The 25,389-nt window shown below is 69.8% G+C and carries 22 protein-coding genes and 1 pseudogene; 16 read left to right on the top strand and 7 right to left on the bottom strand.

What is annotated here, in order from left to right:
* Positions 1 to 100: 100 nt before the first annotated feature.
* Together Q0P88_RS04315 and holA are read left to right on the top strand one after the other, a co-directional pair.
* A pseudogene (locus tag Q0P88_RS04315) lies at positions 101 to 1,066 on the top strand (ComEC/Rec2 family competence protein); the annotation flags it as partial.
* A 684-nt stretch (positions 1,067 to 1,750) separates the two neighbouring features.
* Positions 1,751 to 2,791 (top strand): DNA polymerase III subunit delta, encoded by a 1,041-nt coding sequence (holA, locus tag Q0P88_RS04310; protein WP_295011454.1) that lies wholly within the window; start codon positions 1,751 to 1,753, stop codon positions 2,789 to 2,791.
* A gap of 127 nt (positions 2,792 to 2,918) precedes the next feature.
* Here holA and rpsT read toward each other — a convergent pair whose 3' ends face one another.
* The gene (rpsT, locus tag Q0P88_RS04305; RefSeq protein ID WP_295011435.1) at positions 2,919 to 3,179 is read right to left on the bottom strand and encodes a 30S ribosomal protein S20; all 261 of its coding nucleotides are present in this window, start codon (positions 3,177 to 3,179) and stop codon (positions 2,919 to 2,921) included.
* On the opposite strand from rpsT, the gene Q0P88_RS04300 reads away from it, so the two are divergent.
* Complete coding sequence (locus Q0P88_RS04300; RefSeq protein ID WP_363316495.1) at positions 3,169 to 4,770, top strand: MFS transporter; 1,602 nt, start codon at positions 3,169 to 3,171, stop codon at positions 4,768 to 4,770. The genes rpsT and Q0P88_RS04300 overlap by 11 nt on opposite strands.
* On the opposite strand, the gene Q0P88_RS04295 is transcribed toward Q0P88_RS04300, so the two are convergent.
* The 5 genes from Q0P88_RS04295 to Q0P88_RS04275 all read right to left on the bottom strand — a co-directional run bounded on the left by Q0P88_RS04295 (position 4,721) and on the right by Q0P88_RS04275 (position 11,283).
* Positions 4,721 to 5,437 carry an alpha/beta fold hydrolase gene (locus Q0P88_RS04295; RefSeq protein ID WP_295011431.1) on the bottom strand — a complete coding sequence of 239 codons (717 nt, stop codon included), beginning with the start codon at positions 5,435 to 5,437 and terminating at the stop codon, positions 4,721 to 4,723. The two genes, Q0P88_RS04300 and Q0P88_RS04295, sit on opposite strands and share 50 nt — an antisense overlap.
* Before the next feature lie 87 nt (positions 5,438 to 5,524).
* A complete protein-coding gene (locus Q0P88_RS04290; protein ID WP_295011429.1) occupies positions 5,525 to 7,228 on the bottom strand; it encodes an ABC transporter family substrate-binding protein in 1,704 nt (567 codons plus the stop codon).
* A 101-nt stretch (positions 7,229 to 7,329) separates the two neighbouring features.
* Complete coding sequence (locus tag Q0P88_RS04285) at positions 7,330 to 9,381, bottom strand: ABC transporter ATP-binding protein (RefSeq protein ID WP_295011427.1); 2,052 nt, start codon at positions 9,379 to 9,381, stop codon at positions 7,330 to 7,332.
* Entirely contained in the window at positions 9,378 to 10,298 is a 921-nt protein-coding gene (locus tag Q0P88_RS04280) for an ABC transporter permease (RefSeq protein WP_295011425.1), read from the bottom strand. Before Q0P88_RS04280 ends, Q0P88_RS04285 begins: the two co-directional genes overlap by 4 nt.
* 1 nt (position 10,299) lies before the next feature.
* Positions 10,300 to 11,283: an ABC transporter permease gene (locus tag Q0P88_RS04275; RefSeq protein WP_295011423.1), complete on the bottom strand. Its 984-nt coding sequence runs from the start codon at positions 11,281 to 11,283 to the stop codon at positions 10,300 to 10,302.
* Between the two features lie 302 nt (positions 11,284 to 11,585).
* Between Q0P88_RS04275 and lepA the strand changes: the two genes are divergently transcribed.
* Positions 11,586 to 13,439, top strand: coding sequence for a translation elongation factor 4 (gene lepA, locus Q0P88_RS04270; RefSeq protein WP_295011421.1), 1,854 nt, complete (start codon positions 11,586 to 11,588; stop codon positions 13,437 to 13,439).
* 12 nt (positions 13,440 to 13,451) lie between these two features.
* Here the strand turns inward: lepA and Q0P88_RS04265 are convergent, their stop codons facing one another.
* Positions 13,452 to 14,273 carry a LysR family transcriptional regulator gene (locus Q0P88_RS04265; protein WP_295011419.1) on the bottom strand — a complete coding sequence of 274 codons (822 nt, stop codon included), beginning with the start codon at positions 14,271 to 14,273 and terminating at the stop codon, positions 13,452 to 13,454.
* Between the two features lie 98 nt (positions 14,274 to 14,371).
* On the opposite strand from Q0P88_RS04265, the gene Q0P88_RS04260 reads away from it, so the two are divergent.
* The 12 genes from Q0P88_RS04260 to Q0P88_RS04205 all read left to right on the top strand — a co-directional run bounded on the left by Q0P88_RS04260 (position 14,372) and on the right by Q0P88_RS04205 (position 25,380).
* Positions 14,372 to 15,334 (top strand): DMT family transporter, encoded by a 963-nt coding sequence (locus Q0P88_RS04260; protein WP_295011417.1) that lies wholly within the window; start codon positions 14,372 to 14,374, stop codon positions 15,332 to 15,334.
* A gap of 32 nt (positions 15,335 to 15,366) precedes the next feature.
* Positions 15,367 to 16,017, top strand: coding sequence for a DUF1990 family protein (locus Q0P88_RS04255; protein ID WP_295011415.1), 651 nt, complete (start codon positions 15,367 to 15,369; stop codon positions 16,015 to 16,017).
* Positions 16,017 to 17,252, top strand: a complete 1,236-nt coding sequence (hemW, locus tag Q0P88_RS04250; RefSeq protein ID WP_295011413.1) for a radical SAM family heme chaperone HemW — start codon at positions 16,017 to 16,019, stop codon at positions 17,250 to 17,252. The genes Q0P88_RS04255 and hemW overlap by 1 nt, the downstream gene beginning before the upstream one ends.
* Before the next feature lie 120 nt (positions 17,253 to 17,372).
* Positions 17,373 to 18,407, top strand: a complete 1,035-nt coding sequence (hrcA, locus tag Q0P88_RS04245; RefSeq protein WP_295011411.1) for a heat-inducible transcriptional repressor HrcA — start codon at positions 17,373 to 17,375, stop codon at positions 18,405 to 18,407.
* 51 nt (positions 18,408 to 18,458) lie between these two features.
* Positions 18,459 to 19,565 carry a molecular chaperone DnaJ gene (gene dnaJ / locus Q0P88_RS04240; protein ID WP_295011452.1) on the top strand — a complete coding sequence of 369 codons (1,107 nt, stop codon included), beginning with the start codon at positions 18,459 to 18,461 and terminating at the stop codon, positions 19,563 to 19,565.
* 7 nt (positions 19,566 to 19,572) lie between these two features.
* Positions 19,573 to 20,301 carry a 16S rRNA (uracil(1498)-N(3))-methyltransferase gene (locus Q0P88_RS04235; protein ID WP_295011409.1) on the top strand — a complete coding sequence of 243 codons (729 nt, stop codon included), beginning with the start codon at positions 19,573 to 19,575 and terminating at the stop codon, positions 20,299 to 20,301.
* A 41-nt stretch (positions 20,302 to 20,342) separates the two neighbouring features.
* Positions 20,343 to 20,690 carry an HIT domain-containing protein gene (locus Q0P88_RS04230; protein ID WP_295011408.1) on the top strand — a complete coding sequence of 116 codons (348 nt, stop codon included), beginning with the start codon at positions 20,343 to 20,345 and terminating at the stop codon, positions 20,688 to 20,690.
* A gap of 49 nt (positions 20,691 to 20,739) precedes the next feature.
* Positions 20,740 to 21,765: a PhoH family protein gene (locus tag Q0P88_RS04225; protein ID WP_295011450.1), complete on the top strand. Its 1,026-nt coding sequence runs from the start codon at positions 20,740 to 20,742 to the stop codon at positions 21,763 to 21,765.
* A complete protein-coding gene (ybeY, locus tag Q0P88_RS04220) occupies positions 21,762 to 22,226 on the top strand; it encodes an rRNA maturation RNase YbeY (protein WP_295011406.1) in 465 nt (154 codons plus the stop codon). Before Q0P88_RS04225 ends, ybeY begins: the two co-directional genes overlap by 4 nt.
* Entirely contained in the window at positions 22,223 to 23,530 is a 1,308-nt protein-coding gene (locus Q0P88_RS04215; RefSeq protein ID WP_295011404.1) for a hemolysin family protein, read from the top strand. The genes ybeY and Q0P88_RS04215 overlap by 4 nt, the downstream gene beginning before the upstream one ends.
* The gene (gene era, locus Q0P88_RS04210; RefSeq protein ID WP_295011402.1) at positions 23,520 to 24,443 is read left to right on the top strand and encodes a GTPase Era; all 924 of its coding nucleotides are present in this window, start codon (positions 23,520 to 23,522) and stop codon (positions 24,441 to 24,443) included. Before Q0P88_RS04215 ends, era begins: the two co-directional genes overlap by 11 nt.
* A 1-nt stretch (position 24,444) precedes the next feature.
* Positions 24,445 to 25,380, top strand: a complete 936-nt coding sequence (locus tag Q0P88_RS04205) for an NADP-dependent oxidoreductase (RefSeq protein ID WP_295011400.1) — start codon at positions 24,445 to 24,447, stop codon at positions 25,378 to 25,380.
* The last annotated feature ends 9 nt before the right edge of the window (positions 25,381 to 25,389 follow it).

Genomic DNA, 25,389 nt, shown 5'->3' with positions numbered 1-25,389 from the left:
CGCCTATCCGGCCATCGACGCGCTCAGCCAGCTACCCGCTCATCTGCGAAGAGCCAGCAATCTCGCGCTCGTCGCGGCCGCGGGGTTCGGACTCGTCGCCGTGCTCGGCGGCGGGCGGAGACTGCGCATCGCGGTCGCGGTCACGGCGCTCGCGGGATTCGTCGTCCTCGTGACACCCCAGCCGAGTGTGATCCGGGCCGCGGCGATGGCCGGGGTGGCCATGTCGGCGATCCTGATCGGCAGACCGCGCGCCGGGTTGTCGGTGCTGCTCCTCGCGATCACCGTGCTTCTGCTCGGGGATCCGCGTCTGTCCGCTGCTCCAGGATTCGCGCTGTCCGCCGCGGCGACCGCGGGCCTCATCGTGCTCGCTCCGCCCCTGGCGCGGGGGCTCGCGCGATGGCTGCCCTCGCCGGTCGCCGTGGCCGTCTCGGTTCCGCTCGCGGCGCAGCTCGCGTGCGGGCCGATCCTCGCGCTGTTCGCCGCTCAGCAGTCGGTGGTCGGCGTCCTCGCCAACCTGATCGCCCAGCCCGCGGCGCCGCTCGCGACGATCCTGGGCCTGCTGGCGTGCCTCGCGATGCCGGTGCCTGCGCTGGCCGACCTTCTGGCGGCGACGGCATGGCTCCCCTCCGCCTGGATCGCACAAACTGCGCGGGTGACCGCGGCGTTCCCCGGCGCGACGATCGCCGCACCGGCGGGATTCGTCACGGCGGCAATCGTGGCCTTACTGAGCACGGTCGTGTACCTGGTGATCGTGCCGGGGCGGGGTGTACGTCCGGCGATGCGGATGGTGCTCGGCGGCGTGCTCGCGGCGGGTCTGGGCACGGCGGTCGGCTGGGCCGTACTGACCGGGCCGATCGCGGTTGCGGGGCGCCCGCAGGAGTGGAGCGTCGCGCTGTGCGACGTCGGGCAGGGCGACGCGATCGTGGTGCGCAGCGCGGGACGCAGCATGCTCATCGACACGGGGCCGGATCCGGGGCTGCTCCGGGGCTGCCTGAGCTCGTTGCACATCGACCGTCTCGACGTGCTCGTGCTCACCCACTTCGACCACGACCACGCCGGCTCTTCGGACGAGCTCGTCGGGCGGTCCGAGATCGTGCTGCACGGGCCGATCGACACGCCGCGCCATGAACAGCAGCTCGCACGCCTGCGTCGGGGTGGCGCGCGGATCGTCGCGGCGAGTGCGGGGATGACGGGCGATCTCGGAGACGCGCAGTGGCGAGTGCTCTGGCCGCGGCGCGACGAGAAGGTGTTCCCTGCGGGGAACGATGTCGGCATCGTGCTCGAGATCGCCGGCGGCGGTGTTCCCCGGAGCGTCTTCCTCGCCGACCTCTCCGCAACATCGCAGGGCATGCTCCGCCGCAGCGCGCATCCGCACGACGTGGCGGTGGTGAAGGTCGCCCATCACGGCAGCGCCGATCAGGATCCGCAACTCTATGCCGATCTTGCTCCGGCCCTCTCGCTCATCTCCGTCGGGAAGGACAACGACTACGGTCATCCGCGGCGGCAGACGCTCGACATGCTGCAGGCGTTGCATGCGCCGATCCTGCGCACGGACCAGCGCGGCCTCGTCCTCGTGTCCGTGCACGGCGGCGAGCTGCGGATCTGGACCGAACGCCCGGCAGGGGCCGTCGCCCCGGCCTCTGCGCCACCCCGCGGATCCCCATCGCCGAAGTCCCCGACCGCGCCCCGCCCGCGTTCGCGCGGTTCGTCGCGCGGCAGGAAGGTCCGCGGCCGCCGGTACCCTGGAAGCATGCCCGCATCGCGCTCCTCGTCCGCCCGTCGCGGAGCGAAGGCGACGAACATCCCGCAGGTCTCCTGGCGGGAACCCCGGCCCGCTCCGATCGTGCTCGTCTCGGGCCCGGAGGAGATCTGCGCCGAGCGTGCGATCGCCGGCGTGCGCGCCTACCTCCGGGCGGAGGACCCGGCCGTCGAGGTCAGCGATCTCCGGGCCGACGACTACGAAGCGGGCACCCTGCTGGCCCTGGCTTCGCCGTCGCTCTTCGGCGAGCCGCGGCTGCTGCGAGTCTCGGGGGTCGAGCGATGCACCGACGCCTTCCTCGCCGAGGCCGTCGCGTATCTTGACCACCCCCAGGAGGGCGCGACCGTCGTGCTGCGGCACACCGGCGCGAGCGTCCGCGGAAAGAAGCTCCTCGACGCGATCCGGGCCGGAACCGGAGGCGGGATCGAGATCGCCTGCCCCGCGATCAAGCGCGACGACGAGAAGGCCGACTTCGCCGCGGGGGAGTTCCGTGCGGCGAACCGGCGCATCCAGCCCCAGGCGTTGCGTGCTCTCGTCTCCGCGTTCTCGGACGACGTCACCGAGCTCGCCGCTGCGTGCCAGCAGTTGATCACCGATGTCGAGGGCGACGTGACGACCGAGATCGTCGAGCGGTACTACGGCGGGCGCGTCGAGGTGTCCGCCTTCGTGGTCGCCGACACGGCGATCGCAGGCCGGCTCGGGGATGCGCTCCTCGCCCTACGCCACGCCCTCGATTCCGGAGCGGACCCGGTGCCGATGGTCGCGGCCTTCGCGATGAAGCTGCGGTCGATGGCCAGGGTCGCCGGCAGCAGAGAGTCGAACTCCGTCCTCGCGGCGCGCCTCGGCATGAAGGACTGGCAGGTCGATCGCGCCCGGCGCGATCTCAGCGGGTGGAACGAGCGGTCGCTCGGCCTGGCCATCCAGGCGACGGCGCGCGCCGATGCCGATGTCAAGGGCGCCGCGCGCGACCCGATCTTCGCGCTCGAGCGGATGATCACCGTGATCGCGACCCGCGCCCCCTACGGCGGCTGATTCCCCGATCACAACCCGCTCCGCCTCGGACCTCGGCCCCCGCCCCGTGACGCGAAGGCCGTGCGGGAGACGCGAAACCCCGCCGCTCCGGAACGGAGGGCGGGGTTTCGTGCGACGAAACGGGCGCTCAGAGAGCGGCGACCTGCTTCGCGATGGCCGACTTGCGGTTCGCGGCCTGGTTCGAGTGGATGACGCCCTTGCTGACGGCCTTGTCGAGCTTCTTGGTGGCCGTCTTCAGCGCGGTCTCGGCCGCAGCCTTGTCGCCGGAGGCGATCGCCTTGCGGGTGTTGCGGACGGCGGTGCGCAGCTCGCTCTTGACGGCCTTGTTGCGCTCGCGGGCCTTCTCGTTGGTCTTGTTGCGCTTGATCTGCGACTTGATGTTCGCCACGGGTGGAAACCTTCGTTCGAGTGATGGATGGGTGTGCCGCGGGCGAGAGAGGGCGCCGTACGGCGGTCGTGAGGGAAGAACCCACACGCAAGCCAATCACCGATCTTATCAGGTGCGGGAGCGATCCCCGAACCGGAGCGCGCGGCCCGTGCGGCGCGTCGTGCGCCGACGGACCAGGGCACGTGGTGCATGCTGTGCTCGGAGCCGGAGGCGTCGATCGCACCCCGGAGATCGTCACTCGGCTCGTCGCTCCGCGGGCGGCGCCCGTCGTGACGGCTTCCCCGCGGGGACATCGGGCACGCATCGAGGAGGAACGTGCATGACGGAGATCGCGCGGCGGGTCGGCCCGCTCTGGATGACCCTGTTCACGCTCGCGTGGCTGGCGATCTGGACCGTCCAGCTCACACCGGTGCAGTTGCTGCTGCCGCTGCAGCTCGACACGAACGATCAGGGTAAGGACTGGATCGCCGGCGTCGTCTGGGCGGGAGTGGTGCTGTCCGCGGGCGGGCTCGTCGGGATCGTCGCGGCTCCGCTCGCCGGGCGCTGGTCGGATCGCACGCGTTCGCGCGCGGGACGTCGTCGTCCCTGGGCGATCGGCGGGTCGGTGCTGTCCGCCGTCGGGCTCGCGCTCACCGGCCTCGTCCACGGACCGCTCGCCGTCGGTGGCGCGTGGATCGTCGTCTCGGTGGGAGTCTCGGTAGCCTCCGCCGCGCTGACGGCGACGATCGCGGATCAGCTCGTCACTCGCCAGCGCGGCGCCGCCTCGGCCGCGGCCAGCAGCGCGCAGGCGCTCGGGATCGTGGTCGGCGTCGGCGCGGTCGTGCTGATCGGCCTCGACATCCTCTCCTCCTACCTGGTGCTGGCGGCGTTCATCCTCGTGATCGGCGTCGGCACGGCGCTGCTCCTGCCAGACCCGTCCTCTCTCGATCTCGTGATCGAGCGGCGCCCTGCGGACGCGCGGCGCTCGTCCTGGCGCGATCGGGACTTCCTCTGGCTTCTTGTCAGCCGGCTCGTCGTGAACATCGGCAACGCCTTCGGCACCGCGCTCCTGCTCTTCTTCCTCCTCTACGGCGTGCGAGTGCCGTCGGTCGAGTCGGAGGGCGACCTGCTCATCCTCATCGTCGTCTACACGGTGTTCGTCGTCATCGCGTCGATCGTCGCCGGGGTCCTGTCCGACCGGCCGAGCGCGGATCCGCTGCGACGGCGTCGTGCATTGACCGCCGCGTCCGCGCTCGTTCAGGCGCTCTCGGGGATCGTGATCCTGATCAGTCCGAGCCTGGTCATGAGCGCGGTCGCCGCCGCGATCATGGGCGTCGGCTACGGTGGGTACATGGCGGTGAGCCTCGCGTTCGCGACCGACCTGCTCAAGGATCCGGACGACCACGCGCGCGATCTCGGCCTCGTCAACGTCTCCGCGCAGCTGGGACAGCTTCTCGGGCCGCTGCTGGGAGCGGGTCTGGTGGCTCTCGTCGGCGGATTCTGGCTGCTGTTCGGAGCCGCCGCGCTGCTCTCGGTGGGCGGCGCCGTGATGACCTTCGCCGTCAGGACGACGTCTCCAGCGTCGCGAGAGCCAGCTCCAGCACCGCGTTGAAGACACGCGGTCGCATCGCCGTGACCAGGTGGCTCGTCCGCGGCACCACGAGGAACTCCGCGCGCGGCGCGAGACGGCGGAACAGCGTCTCGTGGGTGCGCAGCTGGTCGAACTGACCGTTCACGAACCACAGGGGTATCCGGATCCGACGCACGGCCGCCGGGAGATCGAGCGCGGCGAGGGAGCGCAGCGCGGCATCCTGTGCAGCCATCGCGAACCCTCCCGCACCGAAATCCTCGCGCGTCTCGCTCGGCAGGGTGGCCTCCAGCACCTGCCTGCTCAGCCACAGTCCGCGATCGGGCATCGCGTTGAGGGCGCCCGCGAGCACCCGGTAGGCGGCGAGCCCTGCGCCGCGGGGGAGTGCGGTGCACGAGGCTCCGATGAACCCGGCGACCGGGGGTGCCGGATCCCTCCCGACGTAGGCCGTGCTCAGCAGGCCGCCCATCGAGTGCCCGACGAGCAGCACCGGCCCCTCGAACGCGCGCACGGCGCCGTCGATCGTGCGCAGCGCCTCGGCGAGCGTGAAAGGCTCGTCCATGCGGGTGCCGTGTCCCGGCAGATCCACCGCGGTCGCAGGAGTGCCCCGCTCGGCGAGGTAGTCGAGCTGGGACCGCCACATCGTCGCCGACGTGCGGATGCCGTGCACGAACACCACGGAGACGGTCATCCTCCGAGTCTAGGAAACGCCGTCGCCGGCACGCAGAAGCGGGGCCGGTGGCGAACCACCGGCCCCGCTTGCGAACGGTCGTGCTGCCTACTTCTCCCAGCCGACGTTCTCCACGGGCTGCACTCCGAACCCGTCCAGGCCCACGTAGGGCTCGGGGGTCAGGTTGGACAGGCCCTTCTTAGCGGTGACGATCCAGGGACCGTTGTAGAGCGGGATGACGCCCCAGGTCTCCTTGATGATCTCCGGCTCGAGCTTCATCGCAGCCTTGGTCCACGCTTCGGCCGTGGTCTGGGACTCGACATCGCTCTTGATCTTCTCGTCGATCGCCTTCGTGCTCGTGCCCGAGAGGTTCAGCGAGCTGTCGGAGCAGTAGAGCTGGCAGAAGTACGCCGGGCCGAACGGGTCGCCATCGGTGAACTGGAGCGAGAACGCGTCCCAGTTCTTCGTGGTGAAGTCGGTCGAGAAGTCGGCCGACGGGCGCTGCTCGATCTTGACGTCGATGCCGATCGCCTTCTCCTGCTGCTGCAGGGCCTTCAGCATCGCGATCGAGGTCGGCGAGTCGTTGTGGTTGGGGAAGACCACCGACAGCTTCACGCCGTCCTTCTCGCGGACACCATCGCTGCCGGCCTTCCAGCCGGCGTCGTCGAGGAGCTTCTTTGCGGCGCTGGCGTCGAACTTCAGACCCGCGGTCTTGAACGAATCCTCGTAGCCGTCCTGGAAACCGTAGAGGTTCAAGGATCCGGCCGGCTCCTCCGAGTAGCCCAGCCCGTTCCAGATGACCTTCTTCAGCTCGTCGATGTTGGCACCCATGAAGAACGCCTCACGCACCTTGATGTCCTTGAACTGCGGCTTCGCCGAGTCAACGATGAGGACGGTCTTCGACGTGCGCTGTGCACGGTACGTCACGACGTCCTTCATGCCGGCGACCTGGGCGAGAGCGTCCTTGTTGGGCGTCTCCGCCGCGTCGATCTCGCCGTTCTTGAAAGCGTTGATCCGAGCGGTCGAGTCGAGGCCGGTGAAGGTCACCTTGTCGAGCATCGGCTTGTCGCCCCACCACTTCTCGTTGGGCTCGAGCGTCGCCGTCTGACCCTTGGAGTCGTACTTGGTGAGCTTGTACGGGCCGGCGCCCCACTCCGGGTGAGCGTTCTCCACGTAGGCGGTGTTGAACAGGTCGGCAGAGTTGACCTTGGGGTTCAGGATGTTCGAGAACACGGCCTCGGGCCACGCGAACTTGCCGTCGAACGTCACGATGACGTCCTTGTCGGTGTCGCCCTTGGTGACCGACTTGATGTTCTTGTAGTTGTCGGTGGAGCTGACCTTGTACGCCTCGTCGGTGCCGTTGTTCGCCTTCCACGTGGTCTCGAACGCGGTCCAATCGATCGGGGTCCCGTCGTTCCAGACGGCCTTCTCATTGATCTTCCCGGTGATGACGGTGTTCCCGTCCTTCTCGCCGATGTCCCACTTGTCGAGATACGCGGGGTTCGGCGTGACCTTGCCGTCGGGGGAGATGAGCATGACCTGCGGCGTGTACCAGCTCGCGAGACGCGTCGTATCCGCGGAGCCGTCCGCCTGGAACGGGTTCATCTGCGGTGTGATCTCGTTGATCGCGAAATGCACCTCCCCGCCCTGCTTGAGGTTCTCACGGGGCTGCGGGTTGTAGTCCGCGGTCTTGGTCTCGGCCGGCTTGTCGCTCGCGCCGTTCGCGCCGCCGCTCGCCGAACACCCGCTGATGGCGAGTGCCAGCGCGCCGCTGAGGGCGACGACGCCCCACAGCTTGTGCTGCTTCTTCATGGTTCTCCTTCTATTGCCTTGCGGCTCTTTGGGGACAGGGACAGTTAACCCGCGTGAACCCGATCTGCCGAGTCGCGCTGTCGACCGTTACTCATTCGATGTCAACGGAAGTGACAGGCGTTCCTATGGTCGGCAGGACCAGTAAGCACAGGGGCTTCGGTCTCGCAGCGCACCTTCTGCTCTTCCGGGAGCATCTGGTACAGCGGGCATCGGGTCGTGAACGCGCACCCGTCCCGGCGGTCGGCGGGGCTCGGCAGATCACCCTGGAGCACGATGCGTTCGCGGGTGCGTTCCACGTCCGGATCCGGCACCGGGATCGCGGAGAGCAGCGCCTGCGTGTAGGGGTGCTGGGGGTCGTCGAAGATGCCGTCAACGTCGCCGTACTCGACGAACTCGCCCAGATACATCACGCCGACGCGATCGGCGATGTGTCGCACCACGGACAGGTCGTGCGCGACGAAGAGGTAGGAGAGTCCGAGCTTCACCTTGAGCTCGTCGAGCAGATTGATCACCCCCGCCTGGATCGATACGTCCAGGGCCGAGACCGGTTCATCCAACACGACGATCTTCGGATTGGTCGCCAGGGCACGGGCGATGCCGATGCGCTGGCGCTGTCCGCCGGAGAACGCTCCGGGGAAGCGGCTCGCGTGCGCCGGGTCCAGACCGACCAGGTCCATGAGCTCGTCGACGCGAGCGTCGGCCTCCGCGCGGGGCGCGCCGATCGCGCGCAAGGGCTCGGCGATGACGTCCGCGACCGTCAGCCGTGGGTCGAGTGCGCCCATCGGATCCTGGAACACGATCTGCAGATCACGGCGCACTTCGCGTTCCTCACGACCTCCGTGCAGGTCGGAGACCTTCGTGCCGGCGATCGTGATCTCTCCGTCGGTCTGCGTGACCAGATCCATGATCTGCAGCAGCGTCGTCGTCTTGCCGCAGCCCGATTCGCCGACGATGGCGAGCGTTTCGCCCTCACGAATGTCGAAGGTGAGGCCCTTGACGGCATGCACCTCTCCGATCTTCCGCTTGAAGAAGGCGCCTCGCGTCAGCGGGAAGGTCTTGCGCATGTTGACGACGTCGAGAGTGACGGGGCGCCGCTCTCGCGGGATGCGGTCGAGTGCGCTCGTCGGCAGCTTCGGCACAGGGTAGACGGGCTCGCCACCGATCATGCCGTCGACGATCTCGTCCGCACGAACGCACGCAACGAGGTGCTCGCCGCCGCCGGTCGCGATCGATCGCAGGGGTGGCTCGCCGGCACGGCAGGCCGCGGTGGCGATGGGACAGCGCGCCACGAACGGGCATTCGTCGGGCAGGTTCACGAGCAGCGGCGGGTTGCCCTTGATCGGCACGAGCGGCGTCTTCTCCGCCTTGTCGACGCGCGGGATCGCGCCGAGCAGCCCGATGGAGTACGGCATCCGGGTCTCGTGGAACAGCTCGCGCACCGGCGCCTGCTCGACAGGCTTCCCGGCATACATGACCAGCACGTCGTCCGCTGTCTTGGCGACCACCCCCATGTCGTGGGTGATCATGATGACGGCGGCGCCGGTCTCTCGCTGAGCGGTAGCGATGAGCTCCAGGATCTGGGCCTGGATGGTCACGTCGAGGGCCGTTGTGGGCTCGTCAGCGATGATCAGCTTGGGGTTGTTGGCCATGGCGATGGCGATCACGACGCGCTGGCGCATCCCGCCGGAGAACTCGTGCGGGAAGGACTTCAGCCGCCGCTCAGGGCTGGGGATCCCGACGAGCCGCAGAAGCTCGATGGCACGCGTGGTGGCCTCGGCGTTCGACAGGCTCCGATGCGCGGTGATCGCCTCGATGAGCTGATCCCCGATCGTGAACACCGGAGTCAGCGAGGTGAGCGGGTCCTGGAAGATCATCGCGATCCCGTTGCCGCGCAATGCCGAGAGCTGTTTGTCGGACTTGCCGACCAGCTCCTGCCCGTCGAACATGATCGATCCGGTGACCTTGGCGTTGTCGTCCAGGAGTCCCATGATCGCGAGCGACGTCACGGACTTGCCGGACCCGGACTCGCCGACGATGCCGAGCGTGCGCCCGGGATCGAGGTCGAAGGAGACGCCGCGGACGGCGTCGACTCGACCCGCCTCGGAGGCGAAGCTGACGTGAAGGTCACGGACGGAGAGAAGAGGAGCGGTCATGCGCGGCCTCCCGCCGCCGAGGTGGGATCGAGAGCATCGCGGAGGCCGTCGGCGATGAGCGCCATCGACACGGTGAGCATGGTGAGCGCCGCGGCGGGGAAGTAGAAGGTCCAGGGCGCGCTGGACACGGAGTTCGCGCCGATCCCGATGAGGGACCCGAGCGAGACGTCGGGGATCTTCACACCGAATCCGATGAAGGACAGCCCGGTCTCCGAGATCACCGCACCGACGACGCCGAGGGTGAAGCTGATCACGAGCAGCGAGCCGATGTTCGGCAGCAGGTGCCGCAGCACGATCTTCATACCGGGCACGCCCATGTACCGTGCCGCGTGCACGTACTCGCGTTCGCGGAGCGAGAGCGCCATCGTCCAGATGATGCGGGCCGGGAAGAACCAGCCGACGAAGATCATCACGAGCGAGATCACCCGCCAGTCGCCGCCCGCATTCGACGAGATCAGCGCGAGGATCAGGAACGTGGGCACCACCATGAAGAAGTGGATGATGAGCAGGATGATCCGCTCGGTCCTGCCGCCGAAATAGGCCGCCGCCGTGCCCACGATCGCGGACAGCACGGTCGTCCCGATGGAGACGGTGAGCGCGATCATCAGCGAGCGCTGCAGGCCCACGGCGGTCTGGGCGAAGAGATCGCCGCCGTCCGCCGCGGTGCCGAACCAGTGCGTCCCATCGGGAGGCGTTCCCAGCGAAGCGAAATCGAGGTAGATCGGGGTGAACGGGGCGATCAGCGGTCCGATGACCGCGAAGAGCACGAGCAGGACGAAGATGAAGACCCCCGCGACCGCGGGACGGTTGCGCACGAAACGCCGGTAGTACAGGCGGAAGGTGCCGATGCGCTTGCGTGGGATCCGCGCGGCCGTCGTGTCGGGACCCACCGGGGGCTGGATGGTTGCAGAGGTCATGTCAGCTCACCCTCACTCGCGGATCGAGGACCACCACGGCGATGTCGGAGAGGATCGCCCCGATCGCCGTGAGCACGGCGGTGAAGGCGGCGATGGCCACCACGCCGTGCACGTCGTTCTTGCTGATGGTGTCGATGAAGTACCGGCCCATGCCGTTCCAGGCGAAGATCGTCTCGGTCAGCACCGCCCCGGTGAACACCGTCGGGATGCTGAAGGCGAGCTGCGTGGCTACCGGGATCAGCGAGGTGCGCAGAGCGTGCTTGCGGATGGCCTGCTGCTTGGTCAGCCCCTTCGCACGCGCCGTGCGCACGTAGTCGGCCTTGATGTTGTCCAGCAGCAGGGAGCGCTGCAAGAAGTGGTAGTTCGCGTAGCCGATGAAGACCAGGGCGATCGTCGGGAGGATCAGATGCTGCAGCGCGTCCACGAGCGCGGGGAAGAAGCCGCTGACCCCGTCGCTGCTCGACCCGGTCACGTAGAAGAGGCGGAAGCCCAGGGCGTTGTTGATGGCGATCGCGATGAGCACGATGCCGAGTGCCGCGACGATGATCGGCACGTTCATCGTGACGATCGAGATGCCCTGCCAGATCCGGTCGCCGACCTTGTACTGCCGCGACGCGGTGTAGACGCCGACGGCGATGCCGATGACCGCCGAGATGATGGTGGCGCCGAGCACGAGCTCGCCCGAGATCCACATCCGATAGGCGATCTGGTCGTTGACCGACTGGCCGACCGGGCTCACGCCCCAGTTCCAGTGCAGCACGATGTCGGTGAGCCAGTTCCACCAACGGTGCAGGATCGGGAGGGTGTCGTCGAGGTTCCTCGGTTCGAGCAGACGCGAGATCTGGTCGTGCGAAAGCGGCGGCTTGCGTCCGACGTAGTTGCTGCGCGGGTCCAGGAAGCCCCACGCGAGGAAGTACGTGACGTTGGTCGCCACCACGATCATGAGGAGCCAGCCGAGGAGTCGGCGTAGCAGGTACTTGATCAAGATGGTGTTCTTTCTCTTGTCGCAGACGCAACGCGGGATCTCCGACGCAACGCTGAGTCGGTGTCGTCAGGAATCCGGAAGACTTCTCGAGGCGCCGCACTTCCGCATCACGATGAGACGGAATGCGGGGCTCGTAGAGACCCGGTACCGGGGGGACGGCAACTTCGCGAGACTATCACCGCCCTCAGGAGACGTGCGATGAGGCGACCCTAAGTCGCCGTCCGGTTGAGCGCGCTCCCGTAGAATCGAACGGATCCCCGGACGACGTCCGGAGACCGCCCGTTCCGCACCCACAGGACCCCATGTCACCTCGCGCCCTCACTCCGCTGCAGCCGGCCTCGACGCCGCCGGCGCAGATCCGCAACTTCTGCATCATCGCCCACATCGACCACGGCAAGTCGACGCTGGCCGACCGCATGCTCCAGATCACCGGGGTGGTGTCCGAGCGGGACATGCGCGCGCAGTACCTCGACCGGATGGACATCGAGCGCGAGCGCGGCATCACGATCAAGAGCCAGGCCGTGCGGATGCCGTGGCAGATCGACGGCGAGACGTTCGCGCTCAACATGATCGACACCCCGGGCCACGTCGACTTCACCTACGAGGTGTCCCGCTCCCTCGCCGCGTGCGAAGGAGCGATCCTGCTGGTCGACGCCGCACAGGGCATCGAGGCGCAGACCCTCGCGAACCTCTACCTCGCGCTCGAGAACGATCTGACGATCATCCCCGTGCTGAACAAGATCGACCTCCCGGCCGCGGAGCCGGAGAAGTACGCCAAGGAGCTCGCCGACCTCATCGGCGGACGCCCCGAGGACGTGCTGCGCGTCTCGGGCAAGACGGGGGTCGGCGTCGAGGCGCTGCTCGACCGTCTCGTGCAGGAGATCCCCGCTCCGGTCGGGGACGCGGACGCGCCGGCGCGTGCCATGATCTTCGACTCCGTCTACGACGCCTACCGCGGCGTGGTCACCTACGTCCGCATGGTCGACGGCAAGCTCTCGCCGCGCGAGCGGATCCAGATGATGTCCACCGGCGCCAACCACGAGCTGCTGGAGATCGGCGTCTCAAGCCCCGAGCCGGTCCCGACGAAGGGGCTCGGGGTGGGCGAGGTCGGCTATCTCATCACCGGCGTGAAGGACGTGCGCCAGTCGAAGGTCGGCGACACCGTCACCACCGCGCGCAAGCCCGCCACCGACGCGCTGGCCGGGTACACGGATCCGAAGCCGATGGTGTTCAGCGGCATCTACCCGATCGACGGGAGCGACTACGCGGAGTTGCGCGAGGCGCTGGACAAGCTCAAACTCTCCGACGCCTCGCTGCAGTACGAGCCGGAGACCTCGGTCGCGCTCGGCTTCGGCTTCCGCTGCGGCTTCCTCGGGCTGCTGCACCTCGAGATCGTCACCGAACGCCTCAGCCGGGAGTTCGGCCTCGACCTCATCACGACCGCGCCGAGCGTGATCTACGAGGTCGTGACCAGCGACACGGGCGAGACGGTCACGGTCACCAACCCGAGCGAGTACCCGGACGGCCGGATCGGATCCGTGTCGGAGCCGATGGTGAAGACCGCGATCCTGCTGCCGAAGGACTACGTCGGCACGGTCATGGAGCTCTGCCAGTCGCGTCGCGGCACCCTGCTCGGCATGGAGTACTTCTCCGAGGAGCGCGTCGAGCTGCGCTACAACATGCCCCTCGGCGAGATCGTCTTCGACTTCTTCGACCAGCTCAAGTCGAAGACCCAGGGCTACGCCTCGCTCGACTACGAGCCGGCGGGGTCGCAGGAGGCCGACCTGGTCAAGGTCGACATCTTGCTGCAGGGGGAGAAGGTCGACGCCTTCAGCTCGATCGTGCACCGCGACAAGGCCTATGCCTACGGCACGATGATGGCCGAGCGGCTGCGCAAGCTCATCCCTCGCCAGCAGTTCGAGGTGCCCATCCAGGCGGCGATCGGTGCCCGCATCATCGCCCGCGAGACCATCCGCGCGATCCGCAAGGACGTGCTCGCCAAGTGCTACGGCGGTGACATCACCCGTAAGCGCAAGCTGCTCGAGAAGCAGAAGGAGGGCAAGAAGCGCATGAAGATGGTGGGTCGCGTCGAGGTGCCGCAGGAGGCGTTCATCGCCGCGCTGAGCGGGGACGTCGAAGGCAAGGACAAGAAGTAGCGCCGCCGCGCGTCAGCCCGTCCGTACGACGCGTCGCAGCTCCGCGGCGAGGGCGTCACGCGTCCCCGCGGGGATGCGAGCGGAGGCGACCATCGTCAGCGGAAGAGGCGGCGGCGCGGGCAGATCGAGCTCGCGCAGCCGCGACTCGTTCCGATGGAACGCCGGCAGGGCGGTGATCCCGGCGCCGGTGCGCACGGTCGCCAGCACGCTGGACAGGTCGAGGCACTCGCGGACGACGGGTCGCGTCACGCTCGCGGGGGCGGCGAGGATCGCATCCCGCAGCGTGCACGGCGGGGAGAAGACGACCAGACCGGTGTCGGTGGGGCCGTCCGCCGCGCCGAACCAGGCGAGCGGGACCGGTCCGATGTCGATGCGCTCGGTCCCGAGATCGCCGTAGCCGAGCACGACGTCGGCCGAGTGGGCGCGGACGAAGCGGCGCAGGCTGTCGGTGCGGTGGAAGCGGAAGCGGATGCGCCGTTCGGGGTGACGTTCGGAGAGCACGCGGCTCACCGTCTGCACGACCGCGGCGTTGGCCATGTCGGTCGACGCGACGACGATGTCGTCCGACGGCGTGCCGACCAGCCGGTCCACCGCCTCGTCGTGCAGGGCGACGATCCGATGCGCGTCGCGGACGAGCGACTCGCCGGCCGTCGTGAAGGCGATGCTGCGCCCCCGCCGCTCGACGAGTGGGACGCCGAGGGCGCTCTCGAGCCGGCGCAGGTGTGCGGAGACCGTCGGCTGGGCGAGGTGCAGCGCGCGGGCGGCCCGGCCGACGCCCGCGAACGCCGCGACGGCGATCAGGCTGCGCAGCTCCGCGATCTCCAGGCTCGTCATGGATCCATCCTGGGACATTCCGGCGACGAAACGGTCCTATCCATCAAGAAGGCTGATCGGATGAGGGCGTCCGTGCGGAGGTCGGCGAGCCTGACGACATGACCAGAACGACCATCGCCGCCTCCGCGATCAGCATGGTGGCGCTCTACGCGGTCAACTACGCGCTGACCTCGCTCGCCCTGCACACCATGAGCCCCTTCGTGCTCTTGCTCCTGCGCTTCGCCGTGTCCGTGCCGGTCCTCGCCGTGCTCTGCGCGATCGTCCGCGCGCCGATTCCGCGCGGAAGGGTCCTCGTCGCCGCGGCGGGTGCCGGACTGCTCGCCCAGGCGGGGCAGTTCGTCGGCACCTACTGGGCGCTCGGTCACGGTGTCGGCGCGGGCTTCACCGCACTGGTGATCGCCATGAACCCCGTCGTGACCGCCGTGCTCTCTCGGCTCCTGCTCCGCCGTCGGGCCTCCCGCCGCGCGCTGCTGTCCACCGGGCTGGGGGCAGCGGCGGTCCTCGTCGCCTGTGCGCCGATCGTGATCGCCGATCCCCGGGTCGGGCCCGTGCTGCTCGCCGTCGGCGGCTCCCTGCTCGCGGTGTCGCTCGGCGGGATCTGGCAGGGCGGTTCGCTCCGCGACGTGCATCCGGCCATGTTCACGCTGATCGGCGTCGCCGTCTCCCTTCCGGTCGTCGGTGCCCTCGCGACGACCGAGGTCGCGCGCCCGCCGCAGAGCCTCGGCTCGTGGGCGCTGCTCGGCGCGATCGTCGCCATCGGACTGGGCGGGACCGTGCTGTACTCGTCGCTCGTGCGCGCAGTCGGCGCGGACGCCGCGTCGATCCTGTTCAGCGTGGTCCCCGCCGCGACGGCCCTCGCGGCCCTGATCGTGGTGGGCGAGCCGCTCACCGTCGCCGGAGGGATCGGCCTGGCACTCGGCGCCGCCGCCTCGATCCTGAGGCTCGGGGGGAACCGCGAGGTCGCGGAGGGGCAGCGCAGGACCGAGGTGGCAGAGGGGGAGGCGCACGAGGCGGAGTGCCGTCCGGCGCGCAGCATCCCCGCCTTGGGAGAACCTGGGTGAGTCCGTCGGCACCGGCCAGTAGTCTGGATGTCATGCGTCGCGGGACATTCCGAGAAGGCACGGTGGACTATGCCGCCGTGGGTGCGACCCATGCGCCCGATCTGATGCAGTATCCGCCGGAGCGGAGCCTGCCGGCCGAGGAGTCCTGGCGGCTCGGCAGCGGCGAGGACCGCTTCCGCACCGCCGGCGACGCCCTCCTCTCCTGGACCGCACAGCGCGCGGCAGGGCTGCAGCTCACCGACGTCCGTCCGGCCTCGACGCCCGGCTATGCCGGCGTGAGCTTCGATGCGGAGGGGGCGCCGATCGCACCGGGATCGACCCAGGTCGAACCGCGCTACGACGAGGACGGCACGCCCTGGGCCGGTCCCGGCATGACGCTCAAGCTGCACGGCCGCGTGGCCGGGATGCGCGCCGATGCGGAGCTGCGCGTGATCTCCGTCACCGAGCAGACGCACCGGATCGGCGTCGTCCTGGGCACGGTCGGGGGATCGGTCGTCAGCGGCGAGGAGTCGTTCGACATCGACTGGAACGACGCCGACGAGGTGTGGTTCACCGTGCGCGCGTTCGACCGCCCGAACAGCTTCCTCTACCGCACACTGCCGTTCCTGGTGAAGCGCCGCCGTCGGGAGCTCTTCGCCCGGTACCTGCGCGCCATCTCCCCCCTCTACGCGACCCCGGTCTGATGGCTTCGTCCCTTCCGCTCGGGGATCCTGCCCCGGTCGACGGACGACTGCCGGCCGACCTGCGCATCGACCCGACCTCGGCGTTCTCGGCCTATCTGCACGTCCCCTTCTGCCGCGTCCGGTGCGGCTACTGCGACTTCAACACCTACACGGCGTCGGAGCTGCGCGGTGCGCGCCAGGACGCGTACGCCGACACGCTGATCCGAGAGATCGCGCTGGCCCGCGACGTCCTCGCCGCGGCGGGGGCGCTCCGCCCGATGGACACCGTGTTCTTCGGCGGGGGGACCCCGACGCTGCTGCCTCCGGGGGACCTGGCGCGCATGCTCGGTGCCGCGGTCGACGCGTTCGGGATCGTCGACGGCGCCGAGGTCACCGTCGAGGCGAACCCCGACACGGTGACCCCCGCGGTCGTCGCCGAGCTCGCCGCGGCGGGCGTGACCCGCCTCTCCATCGGGATGCAGTCGGCGGTGCCGCATGTCCTCGCCGCGCTCGACCGCACCCACCGTCCGGAGAACGTCCGCACCGCCGTGGAGGCGGCCCGCGGTGCCGGCCTCGCGGTCAGCGTGGACCTCATCTACGGCGCACCCGGCGAGTCGCTCGACGACTGGCGCACCTCGCTGGAGGCCGCGACCGCGCTGGATCCCGATCATGTCTCGGCCTATGCGCTCATCATCGAGGACGGCACCAAACTCGCGCGGCAGATCCGCCGCGGAGAGGTGCCGGCACCCGACGACGATCTGCAGGCCGACATGTACGAGCTCGCGGACGAACACCTCGCCCGCGCCGGATACGACTGGTACGAGGTGAGCAACTGGGCGCGCCGCGCCGACGGCGCACACCCCGCGGACCAGCGGTCGCGGCACAACATGGCGTACTGGAGGGGCACGGACTGGTGGGGCTTCGGCCCGGGCGCGCACAGCCACATCGCCGGTCTCCGGTTCTGGAACGTCAAGCACCCCGCGGCCTACGCGCAGCGCCTCGCCGCGGGGGAGTCGCCCGCCGCCGGAACCGAGCGCCCCGACGTCGCCGCGGCACAGCTGGAGCGCATCCTGCTCCGATCGAGGATGGCCGAGGGCCTCCCGATCGCCGCGCTCGAGACGGGGGCGCGGCCGCGCGTCGCGGGACTCATGGCGGACGGGCTGGTGGATCCGACCGCCGCGCTCGGCGGCACGCTCGTCCTCACGCGACGGGGCCGGCTGCTCGCGGACGCGGTCGTGCGCGCCCTGACCGACTGAGCCGCGAGGGCGCCGCCGACGCCGTCATCGGCTCGTCCGGCGCGGGGCTCGTCCTGCGCGGCGCGGGGCGCGATAGGATTGGCACTCAGGGCATCAGAGTGCCAACGGCGAGGAGGAGCGATGGTCTCGGAGCGCGGACTGCAGGTGCTGCGTGCGATCGTCGAGGACTACGTCGAGACGAACGAGCCGGTCGGGAGCCGGTCGATCGTCGAGCGGCACGCGTTCGGCGTGTCCGCGGCGACGATCCGCAACGACATGGCTCAGCTCGAGGACGAGGAACTCATCGCCGCCCCGCACACGTCCTCCGGGCGGGTGCCGACGGACAAGGGCTATCGGGTCTTCGTCGACCACCTCGCGCAGGTGCGGCCGCTCTCGGCGGCGCAGCGCAGCGCGATCACCGCGTTCCTGGCCGATCCCGCCGACCTGGACGATCTCATGGTGCGCACGGTCCGCGTGCTGACCCGCCTCACCGGTCAGGTGGCGCTGGCGCAGTACCCGTCGTTCGCGCGCGCGCACGTGACGCACGTCGAGCTGGTCGCGCTCGCACCCCATCGACTGCTCGTGATCCTGGTCACGGATGCCGGGGGAGTGTCGCAGCGGATCGTGCCGCTGCCCGTCGATCTCGACGAGTCCGAGGTGGCGGGGCTCCGCGCGACCCTCACCGAGTTGCTCACAGGCCGATCGGTGCGCCGGGGGGCGGAGCGCATCGAGGCCACGGAGGAGGCAGCGCTCGGCCCCCGCCTGGGAGCCGCACGCGCGGCCCTGCTGCGCGCGGTCGCCGAGGAGCTCGCCGAGTTCCGCCAGGACCGGCTGATCATGGCGGGCGCGGCGACGCTGGCGCGGCGCGAGCACGACTTCCGCGGCAGCATCCATCCGCTCCTCGAGGCGATCGAAGAGCAGGTCACGCTGCTGCGGCTGATGAACGAGATGCGCGTCGACGAGCAGGGTCTCGCCGCGAGCATCGGCACGGAGAACGCCGCGTTCGGGCTCGGAGAGGCCTCGATCGTGGCGAGCGACTACCTGACCCACGGGGGGTCCGCGCGCGTGGGCGTGATGGGTCCGACCCGGATGGACTACCAGAGCAATCTCGCGGCGGCGCGGGCCGTGGCCCGCTACCTGTCGCGACTGCTCGAAGACGACGAGACCGGCCGCTGAGCGCGGCGGGCATCAGACACGCCGCTGCAGAGGCGGCCCGGAAAGGCTATGGTGACGGACCACTACGAGGTTCTCGGCGTCGCACGCGATGCGAGCGAGGACGAGATCAAGAAGGCGTACCGCCGACTCGCGCGGCAGCTGCACCCTGACGTGAACCCGAGCGACGAGGCGGCGGAGCAGTTCAAGCTCGTCACGCACGCCTACGACGTGCTGAGCGATGCGGACGCGCGCCGACGCTACGACCGGGGCGGCGATGCGAACGGCAACGCCGGCTTCGGGGGATTCGGCGGCTTCGGCGACATCTTCGAGACCTTCTTCGGAGGCGGAGGGGCGCGCGCGGCGCGGCCCCGTTCGCGCAGGGAGCGCGGCCAGGACGCCCTCGTGCGGGTGACCCTCGAGCTGGGCGATGTCGTCTTCGGCGTCCACCGGGACATCGAGGTCGACACCGCCGTGCTCTGCGAGACGTGTCAGGGCTCGTGCTGCCAGGAGGGCACCTCGCCCGTCACATGCGACATCTGCGGCGGATCCGGTCACGTGCAGCAGCAGGTGCGGAGTCTGCTCGGCAACGTCGTCACCACCGCGCCCTGCGGATCCTGTGAGGGCTTCGGCACCACGATCCCCTTCCCCTGCCAGACCTGCAACGGTCAGGGCAGGGTCCGCTCCCGTCGCACGGTCGGTCTCGACATCCCCGCGGGCGTCGAGACGGGCCTCCGGCTGCAGCTGCCCGGATCCGGCGAGGTCGGCCGCGCGGGCGGTCCGAACGGTGACCTCTACATCGAGGTCACCGTGGCCCCGCATGCGCGCTTCAGCCGCGACGGCGATGACCTGCTCGCCACGCTCGAGGTCGCGATGAGCGACGCTGTCCTCGGGACCACGACCACGATCGAGTCGCTGGACGGTCCGGTGGACCTGGAGATCCGCCAGGGGCTGCAGTCCGGCGATGTCCTCACGATCAAGGGGCGCGGGATCACGCCGCTGCGCGGGTCGAACCGCGGCGACCTGAAGGTCGGCGTGCAGGTGCTGACCCCGACCAAGCTCGACCACAAGGAACGCCAGCTCATCGAGGACTTCGCCAAGCGCACCAAGGCGCCGGCCCCGAGGCTCGCGGAGTTCCACCAGGGACTGTTCTCCAAGCTCCGCGACCGCTTCCGAGGCTGATCCCGACATGGCCCTGCACTTCGTCACGCCCGACGCGACGCATGCCGCCGTGGGCGACACGGTGGCGCTCACCGGCGCCGAGGCCAAGCACGCCGCGGTCGTGCGGCGGGTGCGCATCGGCGAGCCGATCACGCTGGGAGACGGGGCAGGGGTCTGGCTCGAGGGCGAGGTCGCGGGATCCGAACCCGGGCGCGTCGACGTCGCCGTCCTGAGCCGTCGCGAGGACCCCGCCCCGGATCCGCGCATCCTGCTCGTCCAGGCGCTCGCGAAAGGCGACCGCGACGAGCTGGCCGTCCAGGCCGCGTGCGAGCTCGGCGTCGACGAGATCGTGCCCTGGCAGGCCGCGCGCAGCGTGTCCCGCTGGGAGGGAACGAAGGCGGCCAAGGGGAGGGAGCGCTGGGCGACGATCGTGCGCGAGGCGGCCAAGCAGGCGCATCGCTCCTGGATCCCCACCGTGGCCGGGATCGAGAGCACCGCGGATCTCGTCCGCCGCGCGGGCCGTCAGCGCGTTCTCGTCCTGGATCCCACGGCGCCGACCCGACTGTCCCGACTCGAGCCCGATGCGCGCGACATCGTCCTCGTGGTCGGGCCGGAGGGCGGGATCGCGCCGGAGGAGCTGGAGCGCCTCGTCGATGCGGGTGCCGAGCGCGTCCTCCTCGGCGACACCGTGCTGCGCACGTCCACGGCCGGGCCCGCCGCCATCGCCGTGCTCAACGTCGCCCGCGGGCGGTGGTGAGCCACTCCTTCGGTGTCGTCGCCGCCGATAGACTGGGCCGCATGAGCGATCCCTCGATCTTCACGCGCATCCTCACGGGCGAGATCCCGGGGGAGATCCTTCTGGAGACCGATCGCGTCTTCGCCATCCGCGACATCAACCCGCAGGCCCCGCTGCACGCGCTCGTGATCCCGAAGTCCGAGCAGTACCGGGACGTGACGGAGCTCGCGGCGGGGGATCCGGAGCTCCTGGCGGACATGGTCGCCGCGGCGAAGGAGCTCGCAGACGCCTACGCCGGCGGCGAGTACCGCCTCATCTTCAACAACGGCGCGCGCGCCGGACAGACCGTCTTCCACGTGCACGCCCATGTGCTCGGCGACATCGAGGAGAGCAAGCTCGTTGGCTTCTGACGAATCCGCAGACCGCGTCACCGCCCGCACCGAGGTGGACGGCATCGCGATGGTCCAGCTGCTCGGCCCGCAGGATCGCCTCCTGCGCATGCTCGAGAAGCAGCATCCGGACGTGGACGTGCTCGTGCGCGGCAACGAGGTGTCCCTCACGGGCGAGCCGGAGGCCGTCCGCGCCGCGCAGTCGCTCGTCGACGAGCTCATCGAGATGACGCGGTCTGGGCACTCCCTCGTCCCGAGCGACGTCGCCCAGTCGGCGCGACTGCTCGAACGCGAGGGTCCGCGGCCGAGCGAAGTGCTCGGCGAGGCGATCCTGTCCACGCGCGGCCGCGTGATCCGGCCGAAGACGCTGGGGCAGAAGGAGTACGTCGACGCGATGGATCAGAACACCATCGTGTTCGGCATCGGCCCGGCGGGCACCGGCAAGACGTACCTCGCGATGGCGAAGGCGGTGCAGGCGCTCCAGCGCAAGGAGGTCGAGCGGATCATCCTGACCCGTCCGGCCGTGGAGGCGGGCGAGCGGCTCGGCTTCCTCCCCGGAACCCTCACCGACAAGATCGATCCCTATCTGCGTCCGCTCTACGACGCGCTCAACGAGATGATGGATCCCGAGATCGTCCCTCGCCTCATGGCGAGCGGCACGATCGAGGTCGCACCGCTCGCGTACATGCGCGGCCGTACCCTCAACGACTCCTTCGTCGTGCTGGACGAGGCGCAGAACACCACGCCCGAGCAGATGAAGATGTTCCTCACCCGGCTCGGGTTCGGCACGCGCATGGTCGTCACAGGCGACATCACGCAGGTCGACCTGCCCACCGGGGCATCGGGACTCCGCCTCGTGACGCGGGTGCTGAAGGACATCGACGACATCCACTTCTCGCGTCTGACCAGCGACGACGTCGTGCGGCATTCGCTCGTCGGGCGCATCGTCGACGCGTACACCGAATACGACGAACAGCGCACCGCGGCCAGGGCGGAGCGCGATCAGGCCGCCGAATTCGCGAACCGGGCAGAACGACGCTCGGGTCAGCGACGCCCCGGTCCGCGCGACCGCATGCCGAAACGAGGACTCCAGTGATCGAGATCAACAACGAGTCGGCGATCGCCGTCGACGAGACGGTGCTTCTGCGACTCACCGAGCGCAATCTCGCCGAGCTGAACGTCAGCCCCGATGCCGACGTCGCGATCGTGCTCGTCGATGAAGGCGCGATGGAGGCCCTGCACGTGCAATGGATGGACGAACCGGGTCCGACCGACGTCCTCAGCTTCCCGATGGACGAACTGCGGCCCGGCACGCTCGACCGTCCGACCCCGCCGGGCCTGCTCGGCGACATCGTGCTGTGCCCGCAGGTCGCAGAGACCCAGGCGGCGACCGCGAAGCACACCCTGATGGACGAGCTGATCCTGCTCACCACGCATGGGCTGCTGCACCTGCTCGGCTTCGACCACGCCGAGCCCGAGGACGAGCGGGAGATGTTCGGGCTGCAGCGCGAGCTGATCGCCGGCTTCGCCGCCGACGAGCGCTCCCACGGTCGATGACTCCTTTCCTGCTCCTCGCCGGGGCCGTGCTGCTCGTCGCGTTCGGCGGTCTCATGGCGGCGATCGACGCCGCCCTGTCGGTGACCTCACGGGCCGACCTCGTCGAGATGGGTTCCGGCGGCCGCAACGCGGGAGCGCTCGCGAAGATCGCCGCCGACCCCGATCCGCACGCCAACTCCGTCGCGTTCATGCGCGTCTTCGTCGAGACGGCCGCCGCCGTGCTCGTGACGGTCGCGTTCGTGCTGCTGCTCGGCGGGCAGATCTGGTGGGCGATGCTCGCGGCCGTGGTCATCATGACCGCCACGACGTTCGTGCTCGTCGGCGCCAGCCCGCGGTTCTTCGGACGGTTGCACTCCGACGCGATGCTGCGCGTCTGCGCGCCGACGATCCGCGCGGTGCGCCTGATCCTCGGGCCGATCGCGCAGGGCCTCGCGGTGTTCGGCGGCCGCGTCACTCCGGGGGCGGGGCGTGCGGGGCGCAGCACCTTCGCGTCGGAGGACCAACTGCTCAGCATGGTCGACGAGGCAGCGTCGCACGACCTCATCGAGGCCGACGACCGTCAGCTCATCCACTCCGTGTTCGACTTCACGGATCAGTTCGTCCGGGCGGTCATGGTGCCGCGCACGGACATGGTCACGGTCGACGCGACGGCCACGACCTCGGAGGCGATGGATCTCTTCCTCGACCGGGGGATCTCCCGGGTGCCCGTCGTGGACGACGACGCCGACGACGTGGTCGGGGTCCTCTACCTCAAGGATCTCGTGCAGTTCGCCTATCGCGACGATCTCAGTTGGCGCGCGGTCTCGGTGCGCCAGCTCGCCAGGCCTGCCGTGTTCGTGCCGGAATCCATGCGCGCGGAGACCCTGCTGCAGCAGATGAAGCGGGACGCGGTGCACGTCTGCATCGTCATCGACGAGTACGGCGGGATCGCCGGTCTGGTGACCCTCGAAGACCTCATCGAAGAGCTCGTGGGGGAGATCTCGGACGAGTACGATCGGCGCAGCTCCGAGGTCGTGGAGCTCGAGCCGGGCCGGTACCGGGTCAGCGGACGGCTCAGCCTGGAGGACGTCGGGGAGTTGTTCGGCGTCGAGCTCGAAGACGACGACGTCGACTCGATCGGCGGGCTGCTGGGCAAGGAGCTCGGCCGCATCCCCACGCCCGGCGCGACGGCCGTCGTCCGAGGGCTGCTCCTCACCGGCGGCGCCTCGCGAGGACGTGGCCGCGGCATCGAATACGTCTTCGTCGAGCGGGCCGAGGAGCCGCTCGCGGAGGATCATCTGAAGGAGGACCATCATGAGCGATGAGCAGGCGGATGCGAGCGACGAACAGAGTCACCGCAGCGGCTTCGTCACGTTCGTCGGCAGGCCCAACGTCGGCAAGTCGACCCTGACGAACGCACTCGTGGGCGAGAAGATCGCGATCACGAGCGAGAAGCCGCAGACGACGCGACGTGCGATCCGCGGGATCGTGAACCGGCCGGACGGCCAGCTCGTGATCGTGGACACCCCGGGTATCCACCGCCCGCGCACGCTCCTCGGCGAGAGGCTCAACGATCTCGTCGAGCAGGTGCTGGGCGATGTCGACGTGATCGGCTTCTGCGTTCCCGCCACCGAGAAGGTCGGCCCAGGCGACCGACGCATCGCGGCGTCGCTGGACGGCTACCCGCGCGCGAAGAAGGTCGCCATCGTCACGAAGGTCGACGTCGCAGACCGCGACGAGATCACCGAGCGCCTCATGGAGGTCGACGCTCTCCGTGACGACTGGGCCGCGGTGATCCCGCTCTCCGCGCTGACACGGGTGCAGCTCGACGTGCTGGCCGACGAGGTCCTCTCGCTCATGCCCGAGGGGCCCAGCCTGTACGAGGACGACGTCGTGACGGACGAGTCCACCGAGGACCGGATCGCGGAGATGATCCGCGAGGCCGCGCTCGAAGGCGTGCGCGACGAGCTCCCGCACTCGATCGCCGTGGTCGTGGACGACATCGCACCGCGCGAGGACTCCGATCTGATCGACGTGCACGCGTCGATCGTCGTCGAACGGGACAGCCAGAAGGCGATCATCATCGGCCGGAAGGGCGCGCGCCTCCGCGACGTGGGGGCGACGGCACGCGCGGGGATCGAGGAGCTCCTCGGCGGCCGCGTGTTCCTCGGGCTGCACGTGAAGGTCGCGAAGGAGTGGCAGCGCGATCCCAAGCAGCTCGGACGCCTGGGCTTCTGACATGATCGACCGCGCTCGGCGATGGATCGCCCGGGACGCGGGAGGCACGGCCCACTGGGCGCTGGTCGACGCCGAGGTGGCCCCGCCGCGGGAGGGCGAGATCACGGTCCTGGTCCGCGCGGCGGGCATGAACCCGGCGGATCTCAAGCACGTCCTCGCGGGGCCGGCGTCGGCGTTCCCCGTTCCGCTCGGCTACGAGATCTCGGGCGACGTGGTCGCCATCGGGGAGCGCACGGCGATCGGATCCGGAGACGTGGAGATCGGCGACCGGGTCGTCGCATTCCGCGTGCAGGGCGGCTACGCGACTCGGCTCACGATCTCCGCCGCCAAGGCCTTCCGCAAGCCCGTGCCGCTCTCGCACGCCGAGGCCGCGAACCTGCTGCTGGCAGGCACGACCGCCGCCGAACTGCTCGACCGCGCGCGGGCCGTGGCGGGGGAGACGGTGCTGCTGCACGGCGCCTCCGGTGCGGTCGGAGCGATGGTCCTGCAACTGGCCATGCTGCGCGGCGTCACGGTCATCGGCACCGCCTCGCCGGCGAGCGGGGACCGGGTGAGGCGCTTCGGAGGGCTTCCGGTCGCCTACGGTCCCGGCCTCGCCGCGCGCGTCCGTGCGATCGGCGCTCCCGTGGCGGCGCTCGACGCGGTGGGGACGGACGAGGCGGTCGACGTCTCGCTCGAACTCGTCGCCGATCGGGCGCGGATCGTGACGATCGCCGCACCCGCGCGCGCCTCTCGGGACGGCTTCGTCGCCCTGGCGGGCCGTCAGCCGTCGAGTGCCGCCTTCCGCGACGGCATCCGCGGCGAACTGGTGCGTCTCGCGGACGAGGGCCTGCTCCGGGTTCCCCTCGCGCGCACGTACCGGTTGGACGAGGCGATCGCGGCGACCCGCGTTCTCGCGGAGGGGCATCCCGGCGGCAAGCTCGCCCTCATCCCCTGACGGCGGCTC

The organism is uncultured Microbacterium sp. (assembly GCF_945952435.1).
Classification (GTDB): domain Bacteria; phylum Actinomycetota; class Actinomycetes; order Actinomycetales; family Microbacteriaceae; genus Microbacterium.
The sequence above is the reverse complement of the archived record's forward strand: the minus strand, read 5'-3'. Positions and strand labels throughout refer to the sequence as shown.